This is a genomic window from Methanosarcina subterranea (assembly GCF_055385895.1).
Genome location: NZ_AP042426.1, coordinates 723,087 through 744,985 on the forward strand (window position 1 = coordinate 723,087; position 21,899 = coordinate 744,985).

23 protein-coding genes, 1 tRNA gene and 2 pseudogenes are annotated in these 21,899 nt (G+C 40.2%); 7 read left to right on the plus strand and 19 right to left on the minus strand.

Features of this window, described 5'->3' with window-relative positions:
- Nucleotides 1-27: 27 nt before the first annotated feature.
- Complete coding sequence (locus ACZ5A8_RS03145; protein ID WP_464532143.1) at nucleotides 28-921, minus strand: DHH family phosphoesterase; 894 nt, start codon at nucleotides 919-921, stop codon at nucleotides 28-30.
- A 31-nt stretch (nucleotides 922-952) separates the two neighbouring features.
- On the opposite strand from ACZ5A8_RS03145, the gene ACZ5A8_RS03150 reads away from it, so the two are divergent.
- Both ACZ5A8_RS03150 and ACZ5A8_RS03155 read left to right on the plus strand, forming a co-directional pair.
- Nucleotides 953-1,135, plus strand: coding sequence for a hypothetical protein (locus tag ACZ5A8_RS03150; RefSeq protein WP_464532145.1), 183 nt, complete (start codon nucleotides 953-955; stop codon nucleotides 1,133-1,135).
- A 327-nt stretch (nucleotides 1,136-1,462) separates the two neighbouring features.
- Nucleotides 1,463-1,828: a hypothetical protein gene (locus ACZ5A8_RS03155; protein ID WP_464532146.1), complete on the plus strand. Its 366-nt coding sequence runs from the start codon at nucleotides 1,463-1,465 to the stop codon at nucleotides 1,826-1,828.
- A 636-nt stretch (nucleotides 1,829-2,464) separates the two neighbouring features.
- Here the strand turns inward: ACZ5A8_RS03155 and ACZ5A8_RS03160 are convergent.
- From ACZ5A8_RS03160 to ACZ5A8_RS03180, 5 genes are all read right to left on the minus strand, one after another.
- Complete coding sequence (locus ACZ5A8_RS03160) at nucleotides 2,465-4,450, minus strand: PGF-pre-PGF domain-containing protein (RefSeq protein WP_464532147.1); 1,986 nt, start codon at nucleotides 4,448-4,450, stop codon at nucleotides 2,465-2,467.
- A 1,199-nt stretch (nucleotides 4,451-5,649) separates the two neighbouring features.
- Nucleotides 5,650-5,826, minus strand: a complete 177-nt coding sequence (locus ACZ5A8_RS03165) for a hypothetical protein (protein ID WP_464532148.1) — start codon at nucleotides 5,824-5,826, stop codon at nucleotides 5,650-5,652.
- A 552-nt stretch (nucleotides 5,827-6,378) separates the two neighbouring features.
- A tRNA-Thr gene (locus tag ACZ5A8_RS03170) sits at nucleotides 6,379-6,450 on the minus strand.
- A 217-nt stretch (nucleotides 6,451-6,667) separates the two neighbouring features.
- Nucleotides 6,668-7,210: a chorismate--pyruvate lyase family protein gene (locus ACZ5A8_RS03175; RefSeq protein WP_464533996.1), complete on the minus strand. Its 543-nt coding sequence runs from the start codon at nucleotides 7,208-7,210 to the stop codon at nucleotides 6,668-6,670.
- 39 nt (nucleotides 7,211-7,249) lie between these two features.
- Nucleotides 7,250-7,564, minus strand: coding sequence for a DUF5611 family protein (locus ACZ5A8_RS03180; protein WP_464532150.1), 315 nt, complete (start codon nucleotides 7,562-7,564; stop codon nucleotides 7,250-7,252).
- Between the two features lie 805 nt (nucleotides 7,565-8,369).
- Here ACZ5A8_RS03180 and ACZ5A8_RS03185 point away from each other — a divergent pair.
- Nucleotides 8,370-8,672 (plus strand): hypothetical protein, encoded by a 303-nt coding sequence (locus tag ACZ5A8_RS03185; protein ID WP_229388031.1) that lies wholly within the window; start codon nucleotides 8,370-8,372, stop codon nucleotides 8,670-8,672.
- Between the two features lie 156 nt (nucleotides 8,673-8,828).
- On the opposite strand, the gene ACZ5A8_RS03190 is transcribed toward ACZ5A8_RS03185, so the two are convergent.
- On the minus strand, nucleotides 8,829-9,809 hold the full coding sequence (locus ACZ5A8_RS03190; protein WP_464532151.1) for a methanogenesis marker 2 protein: 981 nt from the start codon (nucleotides 9,807-9,809) through the stop codon (nucleotides 8,829-8,831).
- A gap of 612 nt (nucleotides 9,810-10,421) precedes the next feature.
- Between ACZ5A8_RS03190 and ACZ5A8_RS03195 the strand changes: the two genes are divergently transcribed.
- Nucleotides 10,422-10,598, plus strand: coding sequence for a 4Fe-4S binding protein (locus ACZ5A8_RS03195; RefSeq protein WP_011024079.1), 177 nt, complete (start codon nucleotides 10,422-10,424; stop codon nucleotides 10,596-10,598).
- Between the two features lie 99 nt (nucleotides 10,599-10,697).
- On the opposite strand, the gene nifB is transcribed toward ACZ5A8_RS03195, so the two are convergent.
- The 5 genes from nifB to queC all read right to left on the minus strand — a co-directional run bounded on the left by nifB (nucleotide 10,698) and on the right by queC (nucleotide 14,513).
- Complete coding sequence (gene nifB / locus ACZ5A8_RS03200) at nucleotides 10,698-11,675, minus strand: nitrogenase cofactor biosynthesis protein NifB (protein WP_464532152.1); 978 nt, start codon at nucleotides 11,673-11,675, stop codon at nucleotides 10,698-10,700.
- Between the two features lie 222 nt (nucleotides 11,676-11,897).
- Nucleotides 11,898-12,251, minus strand: coding sequence for a 6-carboxytetrahydropterin synthase QueD (queD, locus tag ACZ5A8_RS03205; protein WP_229388037.1), 354 nt, complete (start codon nucleotides 12,249-12,251; stop codon nucleotides 11,898-11,900).
- A gap of 154 nt (nucleotides 12,252-12,405) precedes the next feature.
- Nucleotides 12,406-13,173, minus strand: coding sequence for a 7-carboxy-7-deazaguanine synthase QueE (locus ACZ5A8_RS03210; protein ID WP_464532154.1), 768 nt, complete (start codon nucleotides 13,171-13,173; stop codon nucleotides 12,406-12,408).
- Nucleotides 13,174-13,734: a DUF366 family protein gene (locus ACZ5A8_RS03215; RefSeq protein WP_464532155.1), complete on the minus strand. Its 561-nt coding sequence runs from the start codon at nucleotides 13,732-13,734 to the stop codon at nucleotides 13,174-13,176.
- Between the two features lie 83 nt (nucleotides 13,735-13,817).
- Entirely contained in the window at nucleotides 13,818-14,513 is a 696-nt protein-coding gene (queC, locus tag ACZ5A8_RS03220) for a 7-cyano-7-deazaguanine synthase QueC (RefSeq protein WP_464532157.1), read from the minus strand.
- A gap of 212 nt (nucleotides 14,514-14,725) precedes the next feature.
- Here queC and ACZ5A8_RS03225 point away from each other — a divergent pair, with 212 nt between their 5' ends.
- Together ACZ5A8_RS03225 and ACZ5A8_RS03230 are read left to right on the plus strand one after the other, a co-directional pair.
- On the plus strand, nucleotides 14,726-15,226 hold the full coding sequence (locus ACZ5A8_RS03225; RefSeq protein WP_464532158.1) for a metallophosphoesterase: 501 nt from the start codon (nucleotides 14,726-14,728) through the stop codon (nucleotides 15,224-15,226).
- Between the two features lie 542 nt (nucleotides 15,227-15,768).
- Nucleotides 15,769-16,200 (plus strand): putative zinc-binding protein, encoded by a 432-nt coding sequence (locus ACZ5A8_RS03230; RefSeq protein WP_464532159.1) that lies wholly within the window; start codon nucleotides 15,769-15,771, stop codon nucleotides 16,198-16,200.
- A gap of 83 nt (nucleotides 16,201-16,283) precedes the next feature.
- On the opposite strand, the gene ACZ5A8_RS03235 is transcribed toward ACZ5A8_RS03230, so the two are convergent.
- Nucleotides 16,284-16,985, minus strand: coding sequence for a metallophosphoesterase family protein (locus ACZ5A8_RS03235; RefSeq protein ID WP_464532161.1), 702 nt, complete (start codon nucleotides 16,983-16,985; stop codon nucleotides 16,284-16,286).
- A 168-nt stretch (nucleotides 16,986-17,153) separates the two neighbouring features.
- On the opposite strand from ACZ5A8_RS03235, the pseudogene ACZ5A8_RS03240 reads away from it, so the two are divergent.
- Nucleotides 17,154-18,082, plus strand: a pseudogene (locus ACZ5A8_RS03240) (IS5 family transposase).
- Between the two features lie 572 nt (nucleotides 18,083-18,654).
- Here the strand turns inward: ACZ5A8_RS03240 and ACZ5A8_RS03245 are convergent.
- From ACZ5A8_RS03245 to ACZ5A8_RS03270, 6 genes and pseudogenes are all read right to left on the minus strand, one after another.
- The gene (locus ACZ5A8_RS03245; RefSeq protein ID WP_464533998.1) at nucleotides 18,655-18,876 is read right to left on the minus strand and encodes a UPF0228 family protein; all 222 of its coding nucleotides are present in this window, start codon (nucleotides 18,874-18,876) and stop codon (nucleotides 18,655-18,657) included.
- Nucleotides 18,873-19,109 carry a UPF0228 family protein gene (locus ACZ5A8_RS03250; protein ID WP_464532162.1) on the minus strand — a complete coding sequence of 79 codons (237 nt, stop codon included), beginning with the start codon at nucleotides 19,107-19,109 and terminating at the stop codon, nucleotides 18,873-18,875. The genes ACZ5A8_RS03245 and ACZ5A8_RS03250 overlap by 4 nt, the downstream gene beginning before the upstream one ends.
- 313 nt (nucleotides 19,110-19,422) lie before the next feature.
- Nucleotides 19,423-19,800: pseudogene (locus tag ACZ5A8_RS03255) on the minus strand (YncE family protein); the annotation flags it as partial.
- Complete coding sequence (locus ACZ5A8_RS03260) at nucleotides 19,794-20,477, minus strand: hypothetical protein (RefSeq protein WP_464532163.1); 684 nt, start codon at nucleotides 20,475-20,477, stop codon at nucleotides 19,794-19,796. The gene ACZ5A8_RS03260 and the pseudogene ACZ5A8_RS03255, both read right to left, overlap by 7 nt.
- Nucleotides 20,478-20,513: 36 nt before the next feature.
- Nucleotides 20,514-21,056 carry a C39 family peptidase gene (locus ACZ5A8_RS03265; protein WP_464532164.1) on the minus strand — a complete coding sequence of 181 codons (543 nt, stop codon included), beginning with the start codon at nucleotides 21,054-21,056 and terminating at the stop codon, nucleotides 20,514-20,516.
- 18 nt (nucleotides 21,057-21,074) lie between these two features.
- On the minus strand, nucleotides 21,075-21,719 hold the full coding sequence (locus ACZ5A8_RS03270; RefSeq protein ID WP_464532166.1) for a hypothetical protein: 645 nt from the start codon (nucleotides 21,717-21,719) through the stop codon (nucleotides 21,075-21,077).
- Between the last annotated feature and the right edge of the window lie 180 nt (nucleotides 21,720-21,899).

The window sequence follows — 21,899 nt, forward strand, 5'->3', positions numbered from 1 at the left end:
TAAAGAGTTTATTTCTCGTTTTTAGATCTAACAAAAAAGCAAACGTGGAAAATCAATATTCTTTTTCTGGAATCCAGCAGCATTCTTGTGCCCTCCACCGCCGTATTGCTGAGCAATTTCGGCACAATCAGGTGAGTCGGGACTCCCTGAATCAGACCTCAGGCTGAATACTACCATATCCTCCACAGCCTGCCACATAATAGCAATATCATATTCGGGCTTCTTGTAAATGAATTCTCCAAGCTCTGAGATGTTCCCGGTAGTGTTTACAAGTCTGGCTTTCCAGTTATGGAAAATGCAATCCACCCCACGTTCGAATGCTTTCTGAAGCTTGTAATTTTGAGCTTCCAGGAGTAATTCACCGATAGATACAATTCTATTTACAGTATCTTCGTATTCGGAACTGTAATCAAGAAGCACGTCCCATGCGTTATCATCAGGGTTTTTCACCATCAGACTGAAACCTGCACTGAAAGCCCTGGTCTCAATGTATTCAAACTTCCATATATCTTTATCACCAATATAAGCAACAGCTGCAGGAGGCGGAACATATTCAGGATGCGTAAACTCCCATGTAAGTACACAGGCTGCTTTTTCAATGGATCTGATTCCCGGAATATTACTTGAATTCCACAGGTCCGGAAATTTCTCCATAGCAGTCTTATGATGGTCTATCCATATCAGTTTAGACCCGCAGGCTTTTACGAATTCATCCATTCTGTCACTTGCAAAATCAACAAGCCATACTTTTTCGGCTGCCCTTATTTCTTCCTCATTCCACGACTCTTTGCCGTAATTTATAGCAACAAACTTTATGGCAAATTCATTCCGGTCATAGTAATTCGCAGCGACAGCGGCTGAACAGAGTCCGTCATTATCATCATGATAATAAATTAAAATCGTGTGTTTATCATCCGTCATTTTTTATTCTCCTTTACTCTAAGGATCTCCTATGAATTCTATCATGTTTTCTACTGCACATTTCATAGATTCCAAACGTGCAGAAATATTTAATTTACGTGCCCATTCTGAAACTGAGAGTGAAAAGAGCCTCGGGCAGGATTTGAACCTGCGACTTCGTCCTTATCAGAGGCGCGCTATACATCTAAGCTACCAGGAAGTAGTTTGCCAGTAAAACTACAGAAACTTAGTGTTTAATATCTTCTTTTATTTATTGTCATTTCTAGTAAATTTAATGTATTAGGGACCTTCAATATTCAAAACTCTCCTCATAAAGTTCTTTATATAATTATCTGCAGGGCGAAAGGAAATCTCTGGTGTGAGAATACTGAATCAAGTGATAACACATTAAAATAACAATATTTTTAAATATCTAGCCCGATATAAATTATATAAGGGTCGAAAAGGGGAATAAAACTAAGTAAAAAACGGGAATAATAAAACCTCTTGCAGGCTTGGTACTGGATTTGTGAGAAATACTCTGAAGAATAGAGGCGACATAATGACGGGAAGCGACAAAATGAAGGAATTTTGCAATATCTGTGGTCGGGAACTGCTGGAAGATGTGCTGGTCGTCGATACCAGCCAGGATATGAAACCAATAAAATTCAAGGATGTTCACGGGGATAAGTCCGATCTGATATGCGTTGAGTGTGCAGCTGATTCGGTTGAGAATCCACCCTTCTTATGTTCGAGATGTGGGCAGCCCGTCGAATTCGGTGAGCATTTCTATATCTTAAAGGTAGGAACCACAAAACCCGGCGGTCCCAGGTTGGACTCTAAAGAAACATGCCCTGAAGATAAATATATCTGTATCACATGTTATGATGAGTTTATGAACCTTGAAGAGGAGAAAGAAAGAGACTAAACGGAAATCCCTGTCTTAAACTTTGTTCCTTATTTTGCCCTTAATTTTTTTTAATTCGTGGGCAAAAATCAGGGTCAAGTGCCTGAGACAATACTATATACATGGAAAAAACAGAACTGATTTTTCAAATCTGTTCATATTTTTCTCTTTTTTCTAGCTCTTTTCGTTATTTTTCTCAACAGATGGAACGCTTTTAATTGGAGAGTCTATATAATTCAGAGGGAGGGGAGGAAGAAATAATTTATTTCTCATTTTCTCTTTCTCTGTATTTACCCCCTCCCATTATAAGTGTTCTAAGTGTTCTTGATGAAAGAAAGTGTAAAAAGCAAAATATAGTTCAGTAAATGCCTTTAAGATCTTTTTATCATGCCTTAACTTTCACACATTCTAGTCCTTATACAGGTGATGTTTCCCTTGGCAGTGATATAATGTGTTCATAAAGACCTATTCGCATGAGTTGTCTTAAGAATTACACTTGAAACACAGAACCTTTTATAAGACAATCCTAAAGGAGATACCAAACCAGACTATACAGGCGAATTATTGTTAAAAAATAATTCTCAAATCTGGCAAGCGGGCATATTTATCTTGGTTAGCTAGATTTGATCAGCGACTCCCAATTACGATTAGCCTGCTTTATCTTCTTCTATACAGGAATGATCCAAGCAGCCCTAATATCCCATAAACAATTTCAAAGCTAGGCATTCTTGTACTCTGTTCCTTTTCTGGTTCCTGCTCAACGTTTATCGTTGAACTTCCATTGTTCTCAATATCTTTAGTATCAAATTCAGGCGGTATTTCAGTGTCAGCTTTTTCTACTATTGTCTTACCTGTTATTGCAAAAGGAGATAATCCAGGGGTTTGTGCTGTGAAATACAGATACTGGTTATCCTCATCTGAAAGACTGGTTGGTAGCTCATTCCACTTGTTATCGTTAAACCTGTTCAGGGCGATAGAAGACTGGTCAATGTGTTTATCCTGTACCCAGGATTTCTCAACCTTGAAACAAACAACTGTGTTTTCTATATTCTTTTCAGTTGCATATCCGCTGTTGCCAACCCAGATATTGAGATAATTGTATACTCCACCTTCGGGGGAGTTCGGGGTAAGCGTGGATTTGTTTTTCAACATCTCAACAATGGTTGTTGTCCTGCCAACCGTCTTCTTTGAGTCAAAGCTCACATATATGACAGAGGTTGCGTTCCTTGTGAAATCAAACTTTATGGGCTTGTCATTTGTAATGAAGACCTGGGAAAGTTCCTTTACTTCAACGTTCTTTTGAGGCTCAGGTGAACCACCAGCACCTCCACTGCTACCGCTGCTGCTCTTTCTCAGTGCACTTATTGTTAGTACTTCAGAGGAACTGCCGCTTTCAGTGGTTACGGTGAGCCTCACTGGATAAGTTCCTTTGGAACTAAACTCATAAACAAAGCTCGCATCAGTGGATTCAATAGTTCCGTCGTTGCCAACATCCCAGATCCTTGAGATTATGTTCTGGGAAAGGTCAGTGAACTGGACGCAAAGGGGGATATAGCCGCTGGTAACATTCGAGTTAGGCACAGCTGCAGGGAGTATTTCTGTTACTGGGACATAGCTTATAAACTGCCCAAAAGAAATAGGCCTGCCTTCTACAGGTACTGTGGCGGTAACAGTGTTTGTGGCTGTATCAATTACAGAAATAGTGTTGCTATCGGAATTCGCCACATATACTTTTTTTCCATCAGGAGTGACTGAAACACCTATAGGTCTGATACCTACATTTACAGTGGTTGTGACGTTGTTTGCAGCTGTGTCAAGCACAGAAATATTGTTGCTACCGAGATTAGTTACATATACTTTTTTTCCATCTGGGCTGACTGCAACTCCCAAGGGAATGATTCCTACGTCCACTGTAGCTGTAATCTTGTTTGTTGCTATGTCAATTACAGAGACAGTGTTGCTACTACCTTTAGTTACATATACCCTTGTTCCTTCTGGATTTACTGTAATTCCTGTAGGATAGGATCCTACATTCACTGTAGATATAACAGTGTTTGTAGCAGTATCAATCACAGAGACAGAATTGTTGAGAACTTCAGGGCTACTCGAATTCGCTACATACACCTTTGTTCCATCAGGGCTGACTGCAACTCCACAAGGCCAGTTTCCTACATTTATCGTAGCTGTAACAGTATTGTTTGCTGTGTCAATTACAGAAACGGTCTTGCCAGGGAATTTAAGGTTGCCATTGTTCGTCACGTATACCTTTGTTCCATCCGGGCTGACTGCAATTCCGTAAGGACTGGACCCAACTTCCACTGTGGCTGTAACATTATTTGTAGCTGTGTCTATTACAGAAACATTCCCATCAGCTTTTGCCACATATACCTTCGTCCCTTCTGGGTTTATTGCAACCCCCCAAGGATAGGCTCCTACATTCACTACAGTCGTAATAGTATTTGTTACAGTGTCAATCACAGAGACAGCATTGCTATCGTAGTTTGTAACGTATGCATGTTGAGCCATAGGGGAGGGATTTTGAGAACTAGTCGCCGATGCAATAGGTAACAAAGAAATTAAGAAAATAAAAAAGAAGGCTATTGCAGTTAAAGCTATTGAATATGATTCTTCTTTATCTTTCATTTATTTCCCCTTAATAATCTTTCACTCTCTCTTAAAGTCATAAAAATATTAACAAAGATTATTCATTGATGGCCTTTAAATCTTTTCTTTAAAGCTTGGCTTTTATAGTCCTTTAATTTTAGAGTATTTGCCTAAAGAAATGGATAGGGTTGAAAGGAATATAAGTACAAACAAAAACGTGAGAATTTCAAATGATACTAACATAAGTGAGGGAATCAGATACAAAGAAACCATCATTGAAAATCCGACTCAAAGTCAATATCTTCAATTAAAGTGATTTCACCAATTTCTTCCATTTAAATTCATCCTTTTTTCAGAAATTACACCTTATCCACACCTAAAACTTCAAAGTGTAAACTAAAGGGCAATTTCTACTTCTTATTTATATACAACTAGAACAACAATACCTTATTTATATATAATTAGATAAACAATGATAGTCTGAACTAAATATACAAGATTACATCTCCAGAACAGATATTTAACGCGAGTTAACCGGAGCCAAGAAGTAATCACTACGCTTAACAAAGGCTGATTAACAGCTACAATATAATCTTTTATAAATCTAAATATAGATTTGTTATATCAAAAGCTACTTATTCAAAACATACGACAAATTTACCAAACCCATGGGTATGCCCCGTAGCCTTCGAAATAATAAATGTACTGTCCCAATACAGAGATTAGAGTATTGCAAATCTGAAAATCAGAAAAGAGAATAGATCACTTTAAATCGCTGATTTTGAAAAATAGAAGCTATATGTCCCTGAGATCAGAAATAGACCAAAAGTCTTTTGCGTATCACGATCAGAAAGAATTCAATAAGTTTAAACCAGGAACACTATTTTCAATTATAGTGTGCACAAAGATGCAATCGTTTAACTTTCTCTTTAGTTCGTCCCTTTTGCACGGAGTTTATGGTTAATGTATCTTTTTCGCTGACTTCATTAGCTTTTAAAACGTCATCTACATCCTTGCCTGACAAATGAACGTATACTCCTAGCATATCTGAGCCCTGAGTCCAGCCAAAATATATTTTCATCTGAGCTTTTGTCAAGTAATTGTCCATGTAGGTGCAGCGAAAGTGTCGGAACAAGTAAGGATGGATCTTTTTGTTAATCCCTGCTTTCTTGGCTATTCGTTGTAGCTTCATTTTATTGCCCCATATTGCATTGGTTTCAACGAATTTTCTTTACTTTTCAGTGTAACCCATAGAGGAGCATCTGGATAGTATCCTTCTGGATGTACTTCAAATCCAGGCTTTCAAGTATCCTACACTCCAACTTCTCTGACTCGCTTATATCCCGTCTTTCCCTTGACGCTTCTAATTGCTCCGTGGTCATCGAAAGAAACATGTTTGATATGTAGAGTGCCAATTTCTCCAATTTCTCCAATTCTTGCTCCGATGTCCCCTTACAAAGCAATTATTGCCCGATCTCTTTCATGCTCAGCACTTCTATCAGCTTCAAAACATCTAATTCAGTCAACATCTCCTATGGAAGCTTCTAATCTTTCTTCTTTAGGTAGTCTTAATCCATCGTGTAAGCTCAGAATTTTCTTACTTGTGGTATCTTTTATAGAATTTTTTTAAATCTACCTTATAGTCATGTTTTAGCCATTGACTTTTATCTGACCTTTCCAATTCAGAGATAAATATAAAAAGATCTCTTTTTTCAACTTTGTCAAGGTCAAGCTGAAGTTTCAAAGCAATGATTTTCAGGACTGAAATATATTTCAAAATACGATGTTGATCTAATCGCTCGGTAAAACAGTTATCAGCAAAATCTAAAATCAATTTCTTGTTCTTGTCAGAAATCGGTGCCTTACTTAGCGATTCTAGCCTCTTCTAAAAACTGTAATTATAAATATCCACATTTACTGTACCACTTCTTCCAGTGAATAAGTGGGCTTTAAACAAAAAAGAAAAAAGCCTCGGGCGGGATTTGAACCCGCGACCTCGTCCTTACCAAGGACGCGCTATACCCCTAAGCCACCAAGGCACTGTTGCTGTAAGAGCATCTCCAAAATATCACACCAGAGATATAAAGGTTTCGACTGATCTGGCTGCATTCTGGGAAAAATCCGGTTACAGGCTAAAAATATGGGGTTTTATCCTAAAAAATTCGGAGAAATGGCAGGGAAAATTGCCGGTTTCTTTAACATTTATTTTTTAGGGCTTCAGGCTGGTATCTCAGATCGGGGCCCCAGGGTGGTCCATTAGAGGTTCCAGCGCTCATCGATTGGGAAGCTTTCATTGATCCACATAAGGACGTGGTTGTCATGCACAATTTTATAGGAGCGGGAAAGGATCGGGATGCCGTCAAAGGTGTTTTCTCCTTTAAGGACTTTGAGTTCTCCCATGTCGCGCCTAGTTTCGAGGTTGTGGCTGCGCAGGATCCTGCCTATGGGGATGTCTGCACGCATTAGCTGTTCCTTCATGGTTGCAGGCATGCGGTCCAGAGGAGAAAGTGACCTTGCCTGGACGAATACCGTGTCCCCCGCAGAGAGCCGGACTGTCCTGTTGTTTACGTTACTGCCCTCTTCCACTCCGAGAAGGTCAGCCATTTCCTTATCAGCTTTGGTTATGTATTGAGACTCGGTTTTTACAGTTACCGTTTCTCGGGTCATAATCTCAAGGAGAAAGGTTACCGAACCGTCGGTCCCACAGCAGACCCGGAGGCATGTGGGAATTTCAAGGCTTTTCAGTTTTTCAAGAAAATCTGCTTCCAGAACGATACCTCCAGGTAAGTGCTGTCGGATGTTGTTGGTTACGCAAAATAAGAATGAGCAGTCAGGAGGTTATTCCTCTCCGACTTCTTTTTTAGCATGCTTCAACCGCTCTTTTGCCGTGTAACCGGTGGCATTGAGGAGAAAATCCCGGTAAGCCTTATTGGTCTGCAGGATAATTGCGTCGTCCTTTACAGTTACATCGGAAACCGTGTCCACATAGAGCATTTTGTTTTCTATCCAGACTGTTATCCTGGACATTGCCCCATATGATGTCTCAAAACGTCCTCCGTTCTGGGTGATTTCGCCAGGGAAGCTATCCTGCATTACCTGGAAGATTCTGTCAGGCTCGGGTTTAAAGCCGCGTTTTAACTTATATTTCTGCATTGCTATCCTCTTATAAGATATTTTCATCTCAGATAAAGTTTGCTCAGAGCCGTTTTGCCCGGGAGCTGCATTGATAATCCGGATCAGTCGGAATAAATGATCCGGGAAAAATGAATTAATTTCCAGGGCCTCCTCTCTCCGCACTTTTGCTTCATATTTATTAATTTATTATTCCTTAAGAACACTTGTTTTCTGTCTTCTATAATTCGTTTACTACTATTAGTTTGCTATAATCAGTTTGCTGTAATTAATTTGCTGTAATTATTGCTGCAGCTATATCTTAATCAAGTTTTAAGCCAAAAATATGATCCAGTTCAAAGCTCTGGTTCAAAGATCCGGTTCAAAAACAGTCTATTCAGAGGAAAAACAGATGTACCGGGTTTAAAACATTGATACTCAGTTTAATAGTTTAATTATAAATATGCTATAATCTATAATTGTCGGCCTTTTCTAAAAATGCCGGGACTGGATGAAAGAACACTTGAGAGCCGCTGTCAGTACGTACATGCTTTCTGTCCCTCACTTCTGCTTTGGTTTTTGCAACTACAGGTACAACTCACAAGAAGCAACCATAAATATGATTATACTTATCATAGGTTCATACAAAAAAGAGATATGACTGGACGTCAGTACTCTGGATCATACAAAAGGATTTTAAAAATTTTTGAATTATTCTGATACATTCGATCAATTGCTTCAATACATTTAGATAAAATTAATTCGATTTAATCCGATTAGAATCAGTTTACTGTCTGGTAAATAGTAGTCAGCAACTGTAATCAATAAAAGAAGAAGGTGACCCTTGATGCACAAAACACTCAATCTTGAAGATTTAATTGCCAAAAAGCAGAATGAAGCTGCTGGGATAGGTACAAATCTGGAACATGAAGAGCTCTATGATCTGCTGATCCCCCCTGGTACGGTTGTGTCCATAATTTACGATCTTGTGGAAGAATTTGCTCTTGAGCCCGTAACGCGGAAGATGCCCGTTGGTATTGCAAACAGTGAGGAAAGAGAAATTCTCGCTCTTCGCGGTCCTCTTGAAAAGGTTCAGGCTGCTGAAGAATTTCTCTATAAGGAAATGAAGGCCTGGGTCGAAGGCAAGTAAGCCTGCGCAGACCAGGTCAGATGGGAATAAAAGCAATAGGAGCATATGCTGAATAACATGTGCTGAATACGTATGCTGAATAAGTGAAATAACCACTTTTCAGCAAAAAATATCTTTTTCTTTGACATAAACCCTGAAGATGCGGTAAAGTCACGATTATTCGGAACCGATACCTGTAATACTGTCTTTTGAAAAGTCAAAAACAGTTATCCTGCCTGTTTGATCGTATATATCGAGTTTTGGTCCTTCTTCGATTTTTCCTATAACTGCAGCTGTGAGACCTGCCGCTTCAAAAACACTTACGCACTCTTCTGCTTTTTTCGGGTCTGCAGTGAATACGTAGCCTGTTCCCGGGTGCACTTTCAGCCACTGCTCAAAGTTCACATCCACCGGTCTGGGAACTTTCTCCAGATTCACTGAGGCTCCTACCCTGCTCGTCTCGCAAAGCATTCCGAGAGTTCCTATGAGCCCGGGATTGCTTATGTCCTTGCCCGCGGTTGCAAGCTTTCTCTTTGCTATTTCCTGGGTTACAAGGTAGCTTTCCCTTATCACTGAAGGTTCTTTAAAAGAAGTCGTGTCCCAGCTGTAAGGGGAATTCGGACCGATTTTACCGTCCATATCATAGGCTGCAATTACCAGGTCTCCGGGGTTTGCGGTATCGCTTCTGATCACGCAGTCTTTTTTGACAATCCCTATGATAGCAACGGAAAGAGAATTATATTGCGTATCAGGATGGACATGTCCTCCAACTACAGGAACTCCGAATTTCCTTACTCCTTCAGCCAGCCCTTCCATCAGTTCCCTGCAGGCTTTAGGAGAATTTGCAGAGGCAATATCCACCATGGCAAGGGGTTTTCCACCCATGGCTGCAATGTCATTTATGTTTACAACCACAGCCCCGTAACCCGCCCACCAGGGGCTTGCATCCAGCAGTCGCCCCCAGATACCGTCTGCTGCAAAGAGGATTACGTCATCTCCTCCTATATCAATAACTGCGGCGTCATCCCCAAAATCAACGATAGCGTTCCCATATTCAGGACGGACGGCTTCGAAGATAGAAACTATATCCTCAATCTGTCTTTTTCGGGTAACCCCTTCGAAGTTCTTTATCCTTTCTGCTAGTTCTTCAAGGTTCAATCAAAGGCTTCCTGTTTGTTTTTAAATTGTATAACTGCTGGTTAAACAATAAATTAACGGTATGATCACAATAAGCAAACTAATAATAAGACAGCAATAAACTGATGATCTAACATCAGAGTTGCGATAAGTTACAGAAACTAATGGCAAAGTACTGGTAGCTAATGATAAACTTATTGCAGGTCAATGGTAAGGTATAGATAAATTAATTGTGAGCTGACGGTAACAATTGCCGCATTTATAAACTGATCTACTCAATAATCCTTGAATATTCAATAAGCCTTACCTTTGCAACAAACTTAACCTATTCAATAAGCTTTACTTTTGCAACAAGCTTTGCCTATTCGATAAGCTTTACCTATTCGATAAGCTTTACCTATTCGATAAGCTTGACATATTCAATAAGCTTGATCTCTCCATTTTTCTTAATAGCTGGTCAATGAGAGGTATTATGATCGGTATGTAATTCAGGTCATCCTTTATCTGTTTTTTTCTTTGTTCCGGGAAATGGAAGCGACAGCTTTTTATTAAATTATTATCTCCTAATATGTCAACCTAATATAATTCCAAGTCTATAAAAGTCTCAATTTGATGAAATAAGGAGTGAAAAACATGGTAGCAAAAATCGATGCAGATGCCTGCACAGGCTGTGGAAGCTGTATAGATGAATGCCCTGCAGCTGCAATTTCCCTCAGTGACGATGATATTGCAGTTGTAGACGAAGATGAATGCCTTGACTGCGGTGCATGTGAAGATGCCTGCCCGAATGGAGCAATCACCCTCGAGTAACGCTTTTAAAAATAAGTCTGAGAAGCGGAGTTCTTTAACTCCGCCTTTTTGGCTCTGGATGTCAGAACTATTTTTAACCCGGAACTGAAAAAAATAAGTTTATTCACAGGACTCTTCTTTTCCGTTCTTTTCCAGAATCTCTCTTGCTTTTTCCATATCTTCTTTTGTCTGGATTTTTATAACCTTTCTGCGCTCTTCGCTCATCTGCGACATGTCCTGGGCAAGGAGCCCGTAAGCATCGGCTCTGCACTGTCTGCAGTGGCGCATCTGCATAACGTAAGGCTCACAGGCTTCCTGAACGGCTTTCCTCTCTTCGGCTGTCGGAGGTTCGATATCTGCAAAAGTTCCCTGGTTGATGAGGGGCATAACGTTCATAATGTAAACCCCAAGTTCATTGAGTTTTCTGGCAATCTCGACCACGTGTTTGTCATTGATGCCCGGGGTAAGCACAGTGTTGACCTTGACGACAATTCCTGCATCAATGGCTGCCTTTATCCCATCAAGCTGGTTTTTAATCTGGATCTCTGCAGCTTCAACTCCCCTGTAAACCTTTCCGTGGTATACTATGTGGCTCACGATTTTCGCCTGAATTTCGGGATCTATTGCGTTTACCGTGACCGTTAATGTAGAGACTCCCACACGCAACATGTCCTGCAGTTTTTCGGGCAGCAGGAGCCCATTTGTGCTCATGCAAAGAGTTACTTCGGGAAACTCTTTTCTTATAAGTTCAAAGGTCTCAAAAGTTTCATCATTGGCCAGAGGATCGCCAGGTCCTGCGATTGCAACGACCTTGATAAAAGGATATTCTGCCAGGATCTGCTTTGTCTTTTCAAGTGCTTCCTCCGGAGTCAGAACCTTACTGGTAACTCCTGGTCGACTCTCGTTTACGCAGTCGAATTCCCGGACGCAGAAGTTGCACTGGATATTACATTTTGGGGCCACAGCCAGGTGGATTCTCCCATATTTATGCTGGGCGTTCTTGTCGTAACAGGGGTGCTCGGAAATCTTTCTCAGGAGTTCCTCTCCAAGTATGGAACCGTTGTTGTTCTTGTTTATAGATTGGTTTTCTTCTGGCAAATTATTCTCCTCCGTTCGGAATTTAAAAGTGAAGTAAGATCTCAGTAAAGGGGATTTTAAGATGTCTAAATGTCTAAAACACCTATGATACCGCCCCTTGATATATATTGTGGAATATTGTGGAATCAATGCAGAACCATTTCGGGACATCTTTGGAACTTATTCTAATCCCTTAGAAACATTTTAGAATCGCTGTAGAATCCGAGGTGGTATTCCGCTTTTTCAATCCGAAAAATTGTCCATCTCACACCACTTGCCTTCCCCTTCCCAGACTCTTACCAGAAGAGGAAAGCCAAACCTCTCCAGAAGGCGGGAATGTATACTCTGGCAAAGATGCTCGGAACTTGGGAACTCTATGAGTTCGTTTAATAGGGTATGGTCATATTCTTGAAGGGTTTCCTTAATGCCTTTTTTAAGATCATAAAAATCAATTACCATCCCGTTTTCCCTGACTTCCCCTTCTACCACTACCTCAATTTTATATGTATGGCCATGTACTCTTCCGCATTTTCCGTGCCCTGGAAGATAATGGGCGCTGTCGATGTAATCAATAATTCCCAATCTCATATTTTTCATTTTATTCATCCCTTTTTGATCTTACTGCTCCTGCCATTTAACTACGCTATCTATCGATTCTTATTTTGCCTGTTGACTGTTATTCCACTTTTGACTATTATTTTATGCTTAATCGGACCCTTCGTCGGACCTTTTCTAGAATCCTCTTTTACGGTTATAAGCAACCCCACATCCTGTGGGTCTGCGGAATAATGCGCGTGTCGGTCAGCTCAAGCAGTTTTTTCTGTAGCTTTAAAATAGTCTGTATGGATGCCTGCGTAAACCTTGGAGTCCTTATGGCACTACCCAGAGGTGTTTCTGGCTGGAGGATTATACAGGATACATAGGAAGCTATTGCTTCGGCAGCCAGAATCACGGAGTCGGGCATTGTGTCCCTGCCCACTACCACCTTGCAAAAACAGTCTCTTGAGCTGTTTTTTCTCAGGAGTTTAAAGCATTCGATTGTATTTTCCACATGTACTTCCCGGGTCTCAGGGCAAATGTCTCGAATGGCTTCCGGGAGTTTAAAATCCCCGGAAACATATGCGATATTCTCACGCAACTTCCTTGCCTGCTCAGGCAGGGTCATATTTGATTCCAGGTACAGAGGTACGGGAAGGTCCAGTTTCTCTATGAAATCTGCATGCAGAAGAGGCTCTCCTCCTGTCAGGGAAATAGAATGGAGCTTATTAAAAGGCTGCAGCATAGATGCCAGCTTTTCGACACTTATGGGATTCAGAACTTTTTCGAAAATGCCGCTTCCTTCTACTTTTTCATAATCGCAGGTCCCTGGGTTTGCAAAGTTCGTATCACAGTAGTTGCAATTGAGATTGCAGCCTGAAAATCGAACAAAAGCCTGCCTTGTGCCAACGTACGGGCCTTCTCCCTGCACAGAGCAGAATATCTCTTTTACTTGAGCGGACTCTTTGTCTGAAGAAGACATTCATACCACTCCGAGAGGCCGGGATTTTCTGAGGTCCTTTTCTATATCCTCAAATTCCCTCACATATGTTTCCCCGATTTCCTTCATGAATCGAACAATGCCTTCATTATCCCCTATTCCGGCTTCTCTCAGGTTTCCATAGATTTCATGGGAAACATTGATGCCGAAGTGGATCTTCTGCGAAACAGCCGAGGTGCTGGCAATTGAAACGGTCAGTTTTTTTCCTTCGAGGAAAAGGTCATCTCCTTTCCTTGAGGTGGAGATTCCCAATCCGGCAAGGTATTCCCTTACAAGCGCGGTAAAAAGCCGCTGACGCGTATAGACCAGTTTCAGGTCAGTAGAATCGAAATGTTCGATAATGAAATTCACCATGTCTTCGGACCAGATAGACTCGTTTGCCCTGCGGTCTTCAAGGTCAATCATGTGCTCGATTTTTACGTCACATGCCCCTCTGAAAACAATAATCGAGTCTTCCTGCACTCCGAAGCTGTTGTATGCCCAGAGGGAAGAAATCTGGCTCCCGTCATAGTCGTATTTTTCGGGTAGGATGATACACTTCATGAAAATCGCTCTGTAACTCTTTCTGTGATGTATTGTATTAAGTGGAGGGCTTTGCAGCTTTTTGATCGGTGGATTTTTGAGATTTAGATTCCACACCTTTCCAGAAGCGGGTCTTTTGCGCCTGCATTTTTGAATGCCCTTACCCTGCGAACGCAGCTTTCGCACTCTCCACAGGGAGTTTCTTCACCATGGTAGCAGCTCCAGCTGTACTCGAGGGGAGCTTTTACTTCAAGAGCCTTTCTTACAATTTCTGTTTTTTCCAGCTCGATCAGGGGAGCCAGCACTCTCACTCTGTTCTGAGTCGAATAAGAAAAGGCGCCGTCCATTGCCCGTACATAGTCCAGGGAATTGTCAGGGAAGGTCCCGGCTTCTTCTCCATTAAAGCCAACAATCAGGTAATCACAGCCGCTGCTTTCGGCAAAGCTTCCTGCAATATTCAACATGACCCCATTCCTGTTAGGGATCCAGACAGCTTTTGCAGATGCTTCGGTAATTGCGGCAGGTGCAGTTTCATCAATGTCTTCAAAAGACAGGGAAGGAACATCTTCGTCCCTGTTTACGAGGGATGTGTGTGTTATCCCTGCAAGCCAGTCAAGTTTGATTACCCGGTGTTCGATTCCATAATGTTCGCAAACTTTTCGGGAATACTCGATTTCCCGCTGTCCTGCCCGCTGCCCGTAATCAAAGGTAATTGCCATCTCAATTTCCAGGCTCTCGGCTGCAATTGCAAGAGCTGCAATCGAATCAAGCCCGCTGCTCAGGAGGGTTATAGCTTTCATTTCCTAACTCACTAACTCTAATTTTATGGAAAATTTTCCTGTTTTACTATTCTACCAGGGTTCCTGTGGTATTCTTCAGAGACTACTCCGATAATACCTGTAACTTATATTTAAAAATAGCTGCCTTTCTGGCTGGAGAGTTCCCTTTTCTGAGAACCCCGGGGCATGTATTAAATATTCAGATGATCTAATATTATAGGAGGTGGGATTACTTGATAGGAATTGTTTCGGATTCGCACGATAACCTGGCAGCTATTCGGAAAGCTGTGGAGTTCTTCAACAAAAAACAGGTAAAAGCAGTGCTGCACGCAGGGGATATCATCTCTCCTTTCACGGTAAGAGCCTTTAAAGAACTAAATCCAAAACTCTATTTTGTCTTCGGGAACAATGATGGGGATAAAGTGACCCTTACAAAATGGTTTGAAGAAATAGGGGCTGTCTCCTGCGGGGATTTTGGGGACCTGACAATTGACGGACTGCATATCGCCCTCCTGCACGGGACAAATGAGTCGCTGGTCAAAGCCCTTGCAGGGTCAGGGGATTTCGATGTTGTGGTCAGGGGTCATACTCACGACCCGGGCGTCAAAATGATAGACGGGACTCCGGTGATAAATCCAGGGGAATGTTCAGGAGTGTTGTCAGGAAAAGTTACGGTTGCAACCCTTGAGATTGCAAACCTGAACGTTGAGATTACTGAACTTGAGATTGACTGACGGCTCCCGGCTCCTTTAAGATTTTTTAGCTTTTTTCGCGCTACCGCCGTACCTGATTGGCTGGCAATAAAAAGCGCCTCCGCCAGCTTCTCATGTAGCCCGTCAAAAGAAAAGCGAATGTTATTCTTACCGATGGTCTTTTTCTGTAATTTTTACTTTCTAGCTTTTCCCATTCATTTCTCTTCCTTTTGTCTGAAAAAACTATTCTCTTGCGTCGAGCGTGACAGGAACGACCCTGTACAGCAAATAAGGTTGTAAGGTTCAGAAAACTTTATAAATTAGTCCTTTCGAGCTAAACTCACTGCAATCAATCATATATCAGTCCTCTTGAGCGAAGCAAAGCGGAGCGAAAAGGACGCGTACTCCCGAGGCGCAATTCGGGCGAGACGCAATTCGGGCGAGACGCAATTCGGGCGAGGCGCAATTCAGGTAAGTCGGCTGGTGTTTTTGTTATTAATCAAAACATCAACCCTATAAGGGTGAATGACCTATTTTTATTTCAATATATTTTGAAACAATTCCCCCTAAAGGTTGTAATAACAATGGAATCGAAAGGAAAAGAGCAAAAAGAACCTCTAGAACAAAAAAAATCCCTGCCAGGTAGCATCAACGAAGCGAAGAATCCTTCCGAAAACAGGAGAAGTACCCTCATTTTTGCCTGTTCTGGCCTGTCAAATACAGGGAAGCTCACCATGCAGGCAGCAACAACCCTCGCTTTCAGGAGGCCGGACCTTTACAGGGCTGCAGCTGCGCTAAAAGGGACATTTGCTGTTGAAGATGCGTTATCCGAAGGCTTCAAAATTCTGGCTCTTAACGGCTGTACGGACAGGTGCGCTACAAAAAAGCTTGATGAAGCCGGAATTCAGGCCGAAGTTTATCTTACGGTTACCGAACTCGGGATTGAAAAAACCAGACCATCGGATGTGAAACCCGAGTACATAGAAAAAATTGTTAGGGCTATAAAAGAGGCCTGAATCCGATAAGTTTCTGAATTTTTTACTCAATCTGAACTTTTTACTCAGTCCGAGTTTTTCTATTTATGCGGGCCTGTTTACCCTCAATACCCCCGTCTGAGAATGCCTGTCAGTTCCTCTGCATGAGGCATCCGTTCTTCAATTTTTGCGCAGACTGCATCAATGTCATACTCCAGACGTAAGAATTTCGTCTCTCCTGTTTCGGTATCGAAAACAGCACAGCCTGCCCGAGTATCCCTATCTCTTGGCTGGCCCACGGAGCCCGGATTTAGAATTGTAAGGTCACCGATTTTCCTGTTCATTGGAATATGGGAGTGCCCGATAGCAAGAAAGTCCGCATCTAGAGGTTTTGCCGCTTCTTTAATCATTTCCAGAATTTGTTCATCTGGAGTTCCGGGTTTTATGTATTCGAACATGGAGCGCGGACTTGCATGAGTCAGGTAAAGCTTTTTTCCGTCAATTTCCTCTCTGATCAGGAGCGGGAGTTTCTTCAGGTATTCCATCTGTGATTTATCGAGAACTTCCCATGTGTATTCTCGCGTTGCAATTGAGAGATGTTTGTATTTGTATCCGCACTGGCAGTCCACCTTAAAAGCAACAGCATTGTCGTGGTTGCCCCTGATGGTTGGGATATTCTTTTTTTGCAGGAGATCTATACATCTGTCCGGGTCCGGCCCGTAGTCCACAATATCTCCTAGGCAGATTGCCCTATCATGCGGAACATCAAGAACTGTCTGGAGGGCTTCAAGGTTTGCGTGGATATCGGCTATCAGCAGGATCCTCATATTTTTTCTCCTTTCTAGTAACAGGCTCTGTCTTCTATTTAGTTAAGGATATTCTATTGGCTCTGTAGAAATCCTCTAAATTCTGTTTTTACCCAAAAATATATAAAAATTAAATTGTAAAATTGCTCCTTATTTTTTGTCCCTACAAAAAACGAGGAGCAATCCCTATTGTCATCAAATAAGTATATTAAATTTATTGATTTCAGTCTTAAGACGGTTCAGTCTTCCAGACTGAACCTTTACTCCTGCAAATATTCCAAACATGTTTATACTCAGCATCAGCTTCTTGTTCTGGTTTTGTTGAAGGAGTATATAAGCACAGACGATCGTGATTTTGTAGAACTTATCGAGCTCATGAACGATATAAAGGAAAAACTTGACCTTGATAAGATTCCTCATTTCACTACACTTCAAAAGTTCGTAACCAGAATTCCTTCTTTACTGTTTAATCTCATTTTGTCAAAAGTTCTAAAGCTATTTTACTCACATGGAGAAATTGTTTCTATCACTGCGATTGATACAACTGGGTTTACGAGTTCTTATGCAAGTTATTATTACTCTCGAAGAACAGGAAAGCTCCGAAGGAGCTTCCTGAAAACTTCAATAGCAGTAGACACAGATAAAAAAGTAATATTGGGATGGAAAATCAGTCAAAAAACAGATCATGACATCAAACATGCAAATGCTCTGATAAGACAATCAAATAGGACAAGAAAATCAGAATGTTATGTCATGGATAAAGGATATATTCTGAAAAAATTCATGCTCTGGTTAGAGAAGAAATCAAAGCAGACTCAATTATACCTTTAAGGGAAAGAGAAAGGAAGAAAGTAAAGGGAAAATACAGAAAAAAACTGCATTTAAGCTTTGATAAAATCAAATACAATAAATGGAATCTGGTGGAAACAACGTTCTCTGTTGTCAAAAGGAAGTTTGGAGAAGTGCTCAGGGCAAGAAAGTACTTTAACCAAGTCAAAGAAATAAAACTTAAACTGATAGTATATAATATCAACAAAAAAGTTGTAGAAATAATTTGCATCAAATTAAGGATTTCTACAGAGCCATTCTATTATATATTTTTACAACTCTATCATTGAAAATTGGAGTGCTTTGGCTTTAGAGCCTGTTTTATAATCAAATTTGCTTCCATAAATCGGGATAGGACTTACGGACTTGAACTGAAAAACAGTAGCATTAGCAATTAAACGTCTAAAATAAAACTTTAAACAATAATGATTACTGTATTTGGATTATTTTATTCATCGAATGGTAAATCCTATAGGAAAAGTATCAAGCCTATAAGAAAAGTATCAAGCCTTAAAGTCAATGTGTATCTGAATTACGGAAAAAATTTACGATATAGATTTGAAGCTAACATTGCTCATTATCCAATTGTGGGAATGGTTTGAATTTTAAGACGGCCTCTAAGAGCGTGTCTTAAAATTAAATTTGATTCTACAACAGGGACAGACTTACGGCATTTGAACTGAAAACGTTAGCATTAAACCTTTAAATGCCTAAAGTTGAAATTTTAGTTATGATGTCTAATGTATTTGATACGTAGTGTAAAAATCGAATCGGTGACAGTAGTTTATAATACTGTCAAATCAAGGATAAAGGTAACTAAGCTGTACAGTAAAAATATTTTCGTTTTGTTCGAGCTCATTTTTTATCGTATTGCATCTTCTTTCGGAATCGAGTATGTCAGAGATCCATCACTATAAAGAAAACGAATATCGCACCAGATAAATTTTTCCACCCCAATATCATATTTGTCCAGTATTGCAAGAAACTTTTCGTCCTGGATCGCTTGTCCAGAGACCGGAAGAACGTAATAATCTTCTTTTCTGATAACGTGAGCAGGAGTGGATACAGTCCATTTTTTTATTATTTTTCTTTCATTTCGTCTACAAGTTCGCGTCTGATGTCACTCCAATTATCTTTGTCCGCCATTATGTAATATTCTTCTGAAGAATTATCATATGTCATTCTATAGTTCCGAGTCATATTGCAGTTTTGAAGAATGGCTTTTACTTCTGACTCCGAAATTCCATCTTTAAATTGAATAGTCATATTACTTACTTGAGATTCAGGATCTGGTGTTTTCATCTCTTCTACTGGCACTTTTACAAATAACCCTCAAAGCGCTACAAGAATTAGAAAAACAATAAAAATCGCGATTTCCTTGTCAATTTTGCTCATATCAGCACCTAAGAAATGAAGAAGATTCGATAAACCCACAGACTGGCTGTTTATACAAAGAGTATATAATCAACTGTTGAAACAAGAGATTTATCGAACTCCTCTGAGGAATTTTGGCTTATATATACGTTTTTTTCTTGACTGGTGGCGAATTCAATTTTTGGCGTACCATTCGACCCAATAGCCATTGGATCATTAATGCCAGTGATTTCAGGTTATCCAAGCCCTGTATTAGTTAGTCCTTCCTGAGTTTCCATCCATCATACAGGCAAGTCAAGCTTCCCAATAATCCGAAGCTTGGAGTGGAGTTATTATTGCTCGATTCATTTCCACTTGAGCTACTACCGTTATCAGATTCAGAATTATTATTGTTAGAATTATTGAGTTCTACAGCGTTTATTTCTTCAGATGGCAAGTTCGTTTCTTTAACCCCTATGTCTTCAGTTGCATTGGAGGTTGCCCCTGTGCTTTGATCAGTTACATTAGAATTTACAAAATGCCCAAAGACAACTCCGGTAGGATAGATTCCTGCATTTACAGTAGCTGTAATAGTGTTTGTGGCAGTGTTTATTACAGAAATGTTGTCGCTTTCGGCGTTTGTCACATCTACTTTGTTTCAATCCATGAAAATAAATTACCTTTTCCTTTTTTATTCTCTGGCTTTAAGCTATCAACTTTCCCTTCTCCGTTAGCCATATAATAGGACTCAGCAATCAATTTCTTTAGTTCTGGTGTTTCTTCAGTGAGATTTGCCATTCCCCTGATTCCATAATAAACTATGAAATAATCTTCTCTCTCTTTAAGGAAAGAATTCTTGTACACCAGAAAATATCCGGATGTTTCCGGACTCATATACCCAGTTGCATTAAAGGAGTAAGGACCATAAATGGGTCTCCAAGAATTTTTAGCTTCACGCTTTTCAATTACCTCCTGAAGTTCTGCACTAATATTCAGCCCCTGATGGGATACATTACCGTTTTCTTCCAGATACTCATAAAGGGTATTTTCCCCTTTTAAAAATTTAGATTCATCGTCAAAGTACCAGACATTTATAAATTTTCCTTCAGAATAGTTTCCTGCATTACAGTAAGGAGAAATCTTCGGAAAAAGTGGTGTACAGCCCAGTTCATTCCCCTGCCAGGCTCCTGGTATGTACCATCCTGGCATGCCCTCTGAGGGAGGCAAACCTGGACCAATTGAAATAACATCGAGAATAAACCATACTCCAATAAGAGCAATTATCAAAAATATCAAAAATGCTATTTTTTTACTTATTTTCTTGTGAAACATTTATGTGCCTCAATTCAATAAAAATATAATGGGTGGTTAAGGCCTCACCCATGTTGCCATAGCTCCAGTCCAGCTCCCAAAAGTTAGGTAGTGTTTATTACTCGTGGCCCATGTATCATGGATATATACATAATCGCTACTTCCATCATAGTATCCCACACAGGTAACACTATGATCACCATATGGCTGAGTGTAACCATTACCTGTTCCACCGTTTAGCATGCTAAGCACGAAAGGCTTATCTGCATTCACTTCGGTTTTTACCTCAGACCATGAGACATAGATATCATTGCTTGCATCAAAGTTATTATATCCATGGTTATTGCAAACTGTCTCTATACCATCGTCAATCGCCCATGGCCAGGTTGCTCCATTTCCCGGCCACTCTGTACCCATCGCAGTAGCTAATTCCCTAACTAGATCAGGCCCCGTTATTAAGTAAGAATATCCATGGCTGGCCCAATATCCTAATACCATCCCAGACGCAGTTGGAGAACAACCACAGAGCCAGCCATACTTAGGCACACCACTGATCGTTTTTGAACTGGAAAACGTAGAATAACTTGAGGAATTAGCCATTTCTTTTTCTAAGACAGTCTATTGTATGTTTGAATTTTGTGTTCTCATTTCTTGTTGCTGTTGTAAATATGTGTTGTTAAATAAACAGTCTTCTTCATTTACGGGAATACTCACATTTGATTTATTAAAATCTACTATAGTTGAAAATGGTAAATCCACTATTACTTTTTCTTTAGCCTTACCTTCAGTATCGATTAGTGCATACTCTGCGTAGTAGAAGGTTGGGCCTAAATAAAGAGGTTTCATCCTTCCAATAGTCAGTTCTTCTTTATCATTACTTTCTAACTTTATCTTGTTGGCGCGTTCTTGTGCCAGTGATTTTGAACGGGTTGTATATTCTGGTATTTCATTAGGTATTTTGCCTTTTGAAAACTCCAAAACAGGATAGTTATCCTTCGTCGCTGAAATGAATATATATCCTGCTTGTTGCTTGTTTTCGATAATGTTATATGAATAAGCTGATATTTTACCATCAAGATCGTAGTAAACAGTAGATAGTTTCACAGTAGCGTCTTCCCAGTCTTCAAAATTAGGTACAGATCCAGAAATCTCTTTTATAGAGTAAGATGCAACTTCTTCCGCCTGCTTTTCGCTGATCATACCTAATGAGTAAGTCACATTCGACGATTCTTTCTGTGCGCTTGCTGCTGGCATCAACGCCATACCAACCAGCAATGTTGCTAAAAAAAGTATACCTATTCCAATTTTGTTCTTAACTGAGGTTTTGCCATTTTTCTTTAAATTACTTTTTTTTAAAAAATAACAATCAAAAAAGATTATTTTGTAAAAACATTATTTATTAATCTTTAAAATCAAATTTCAAAGCAAATACTAAGGATTATA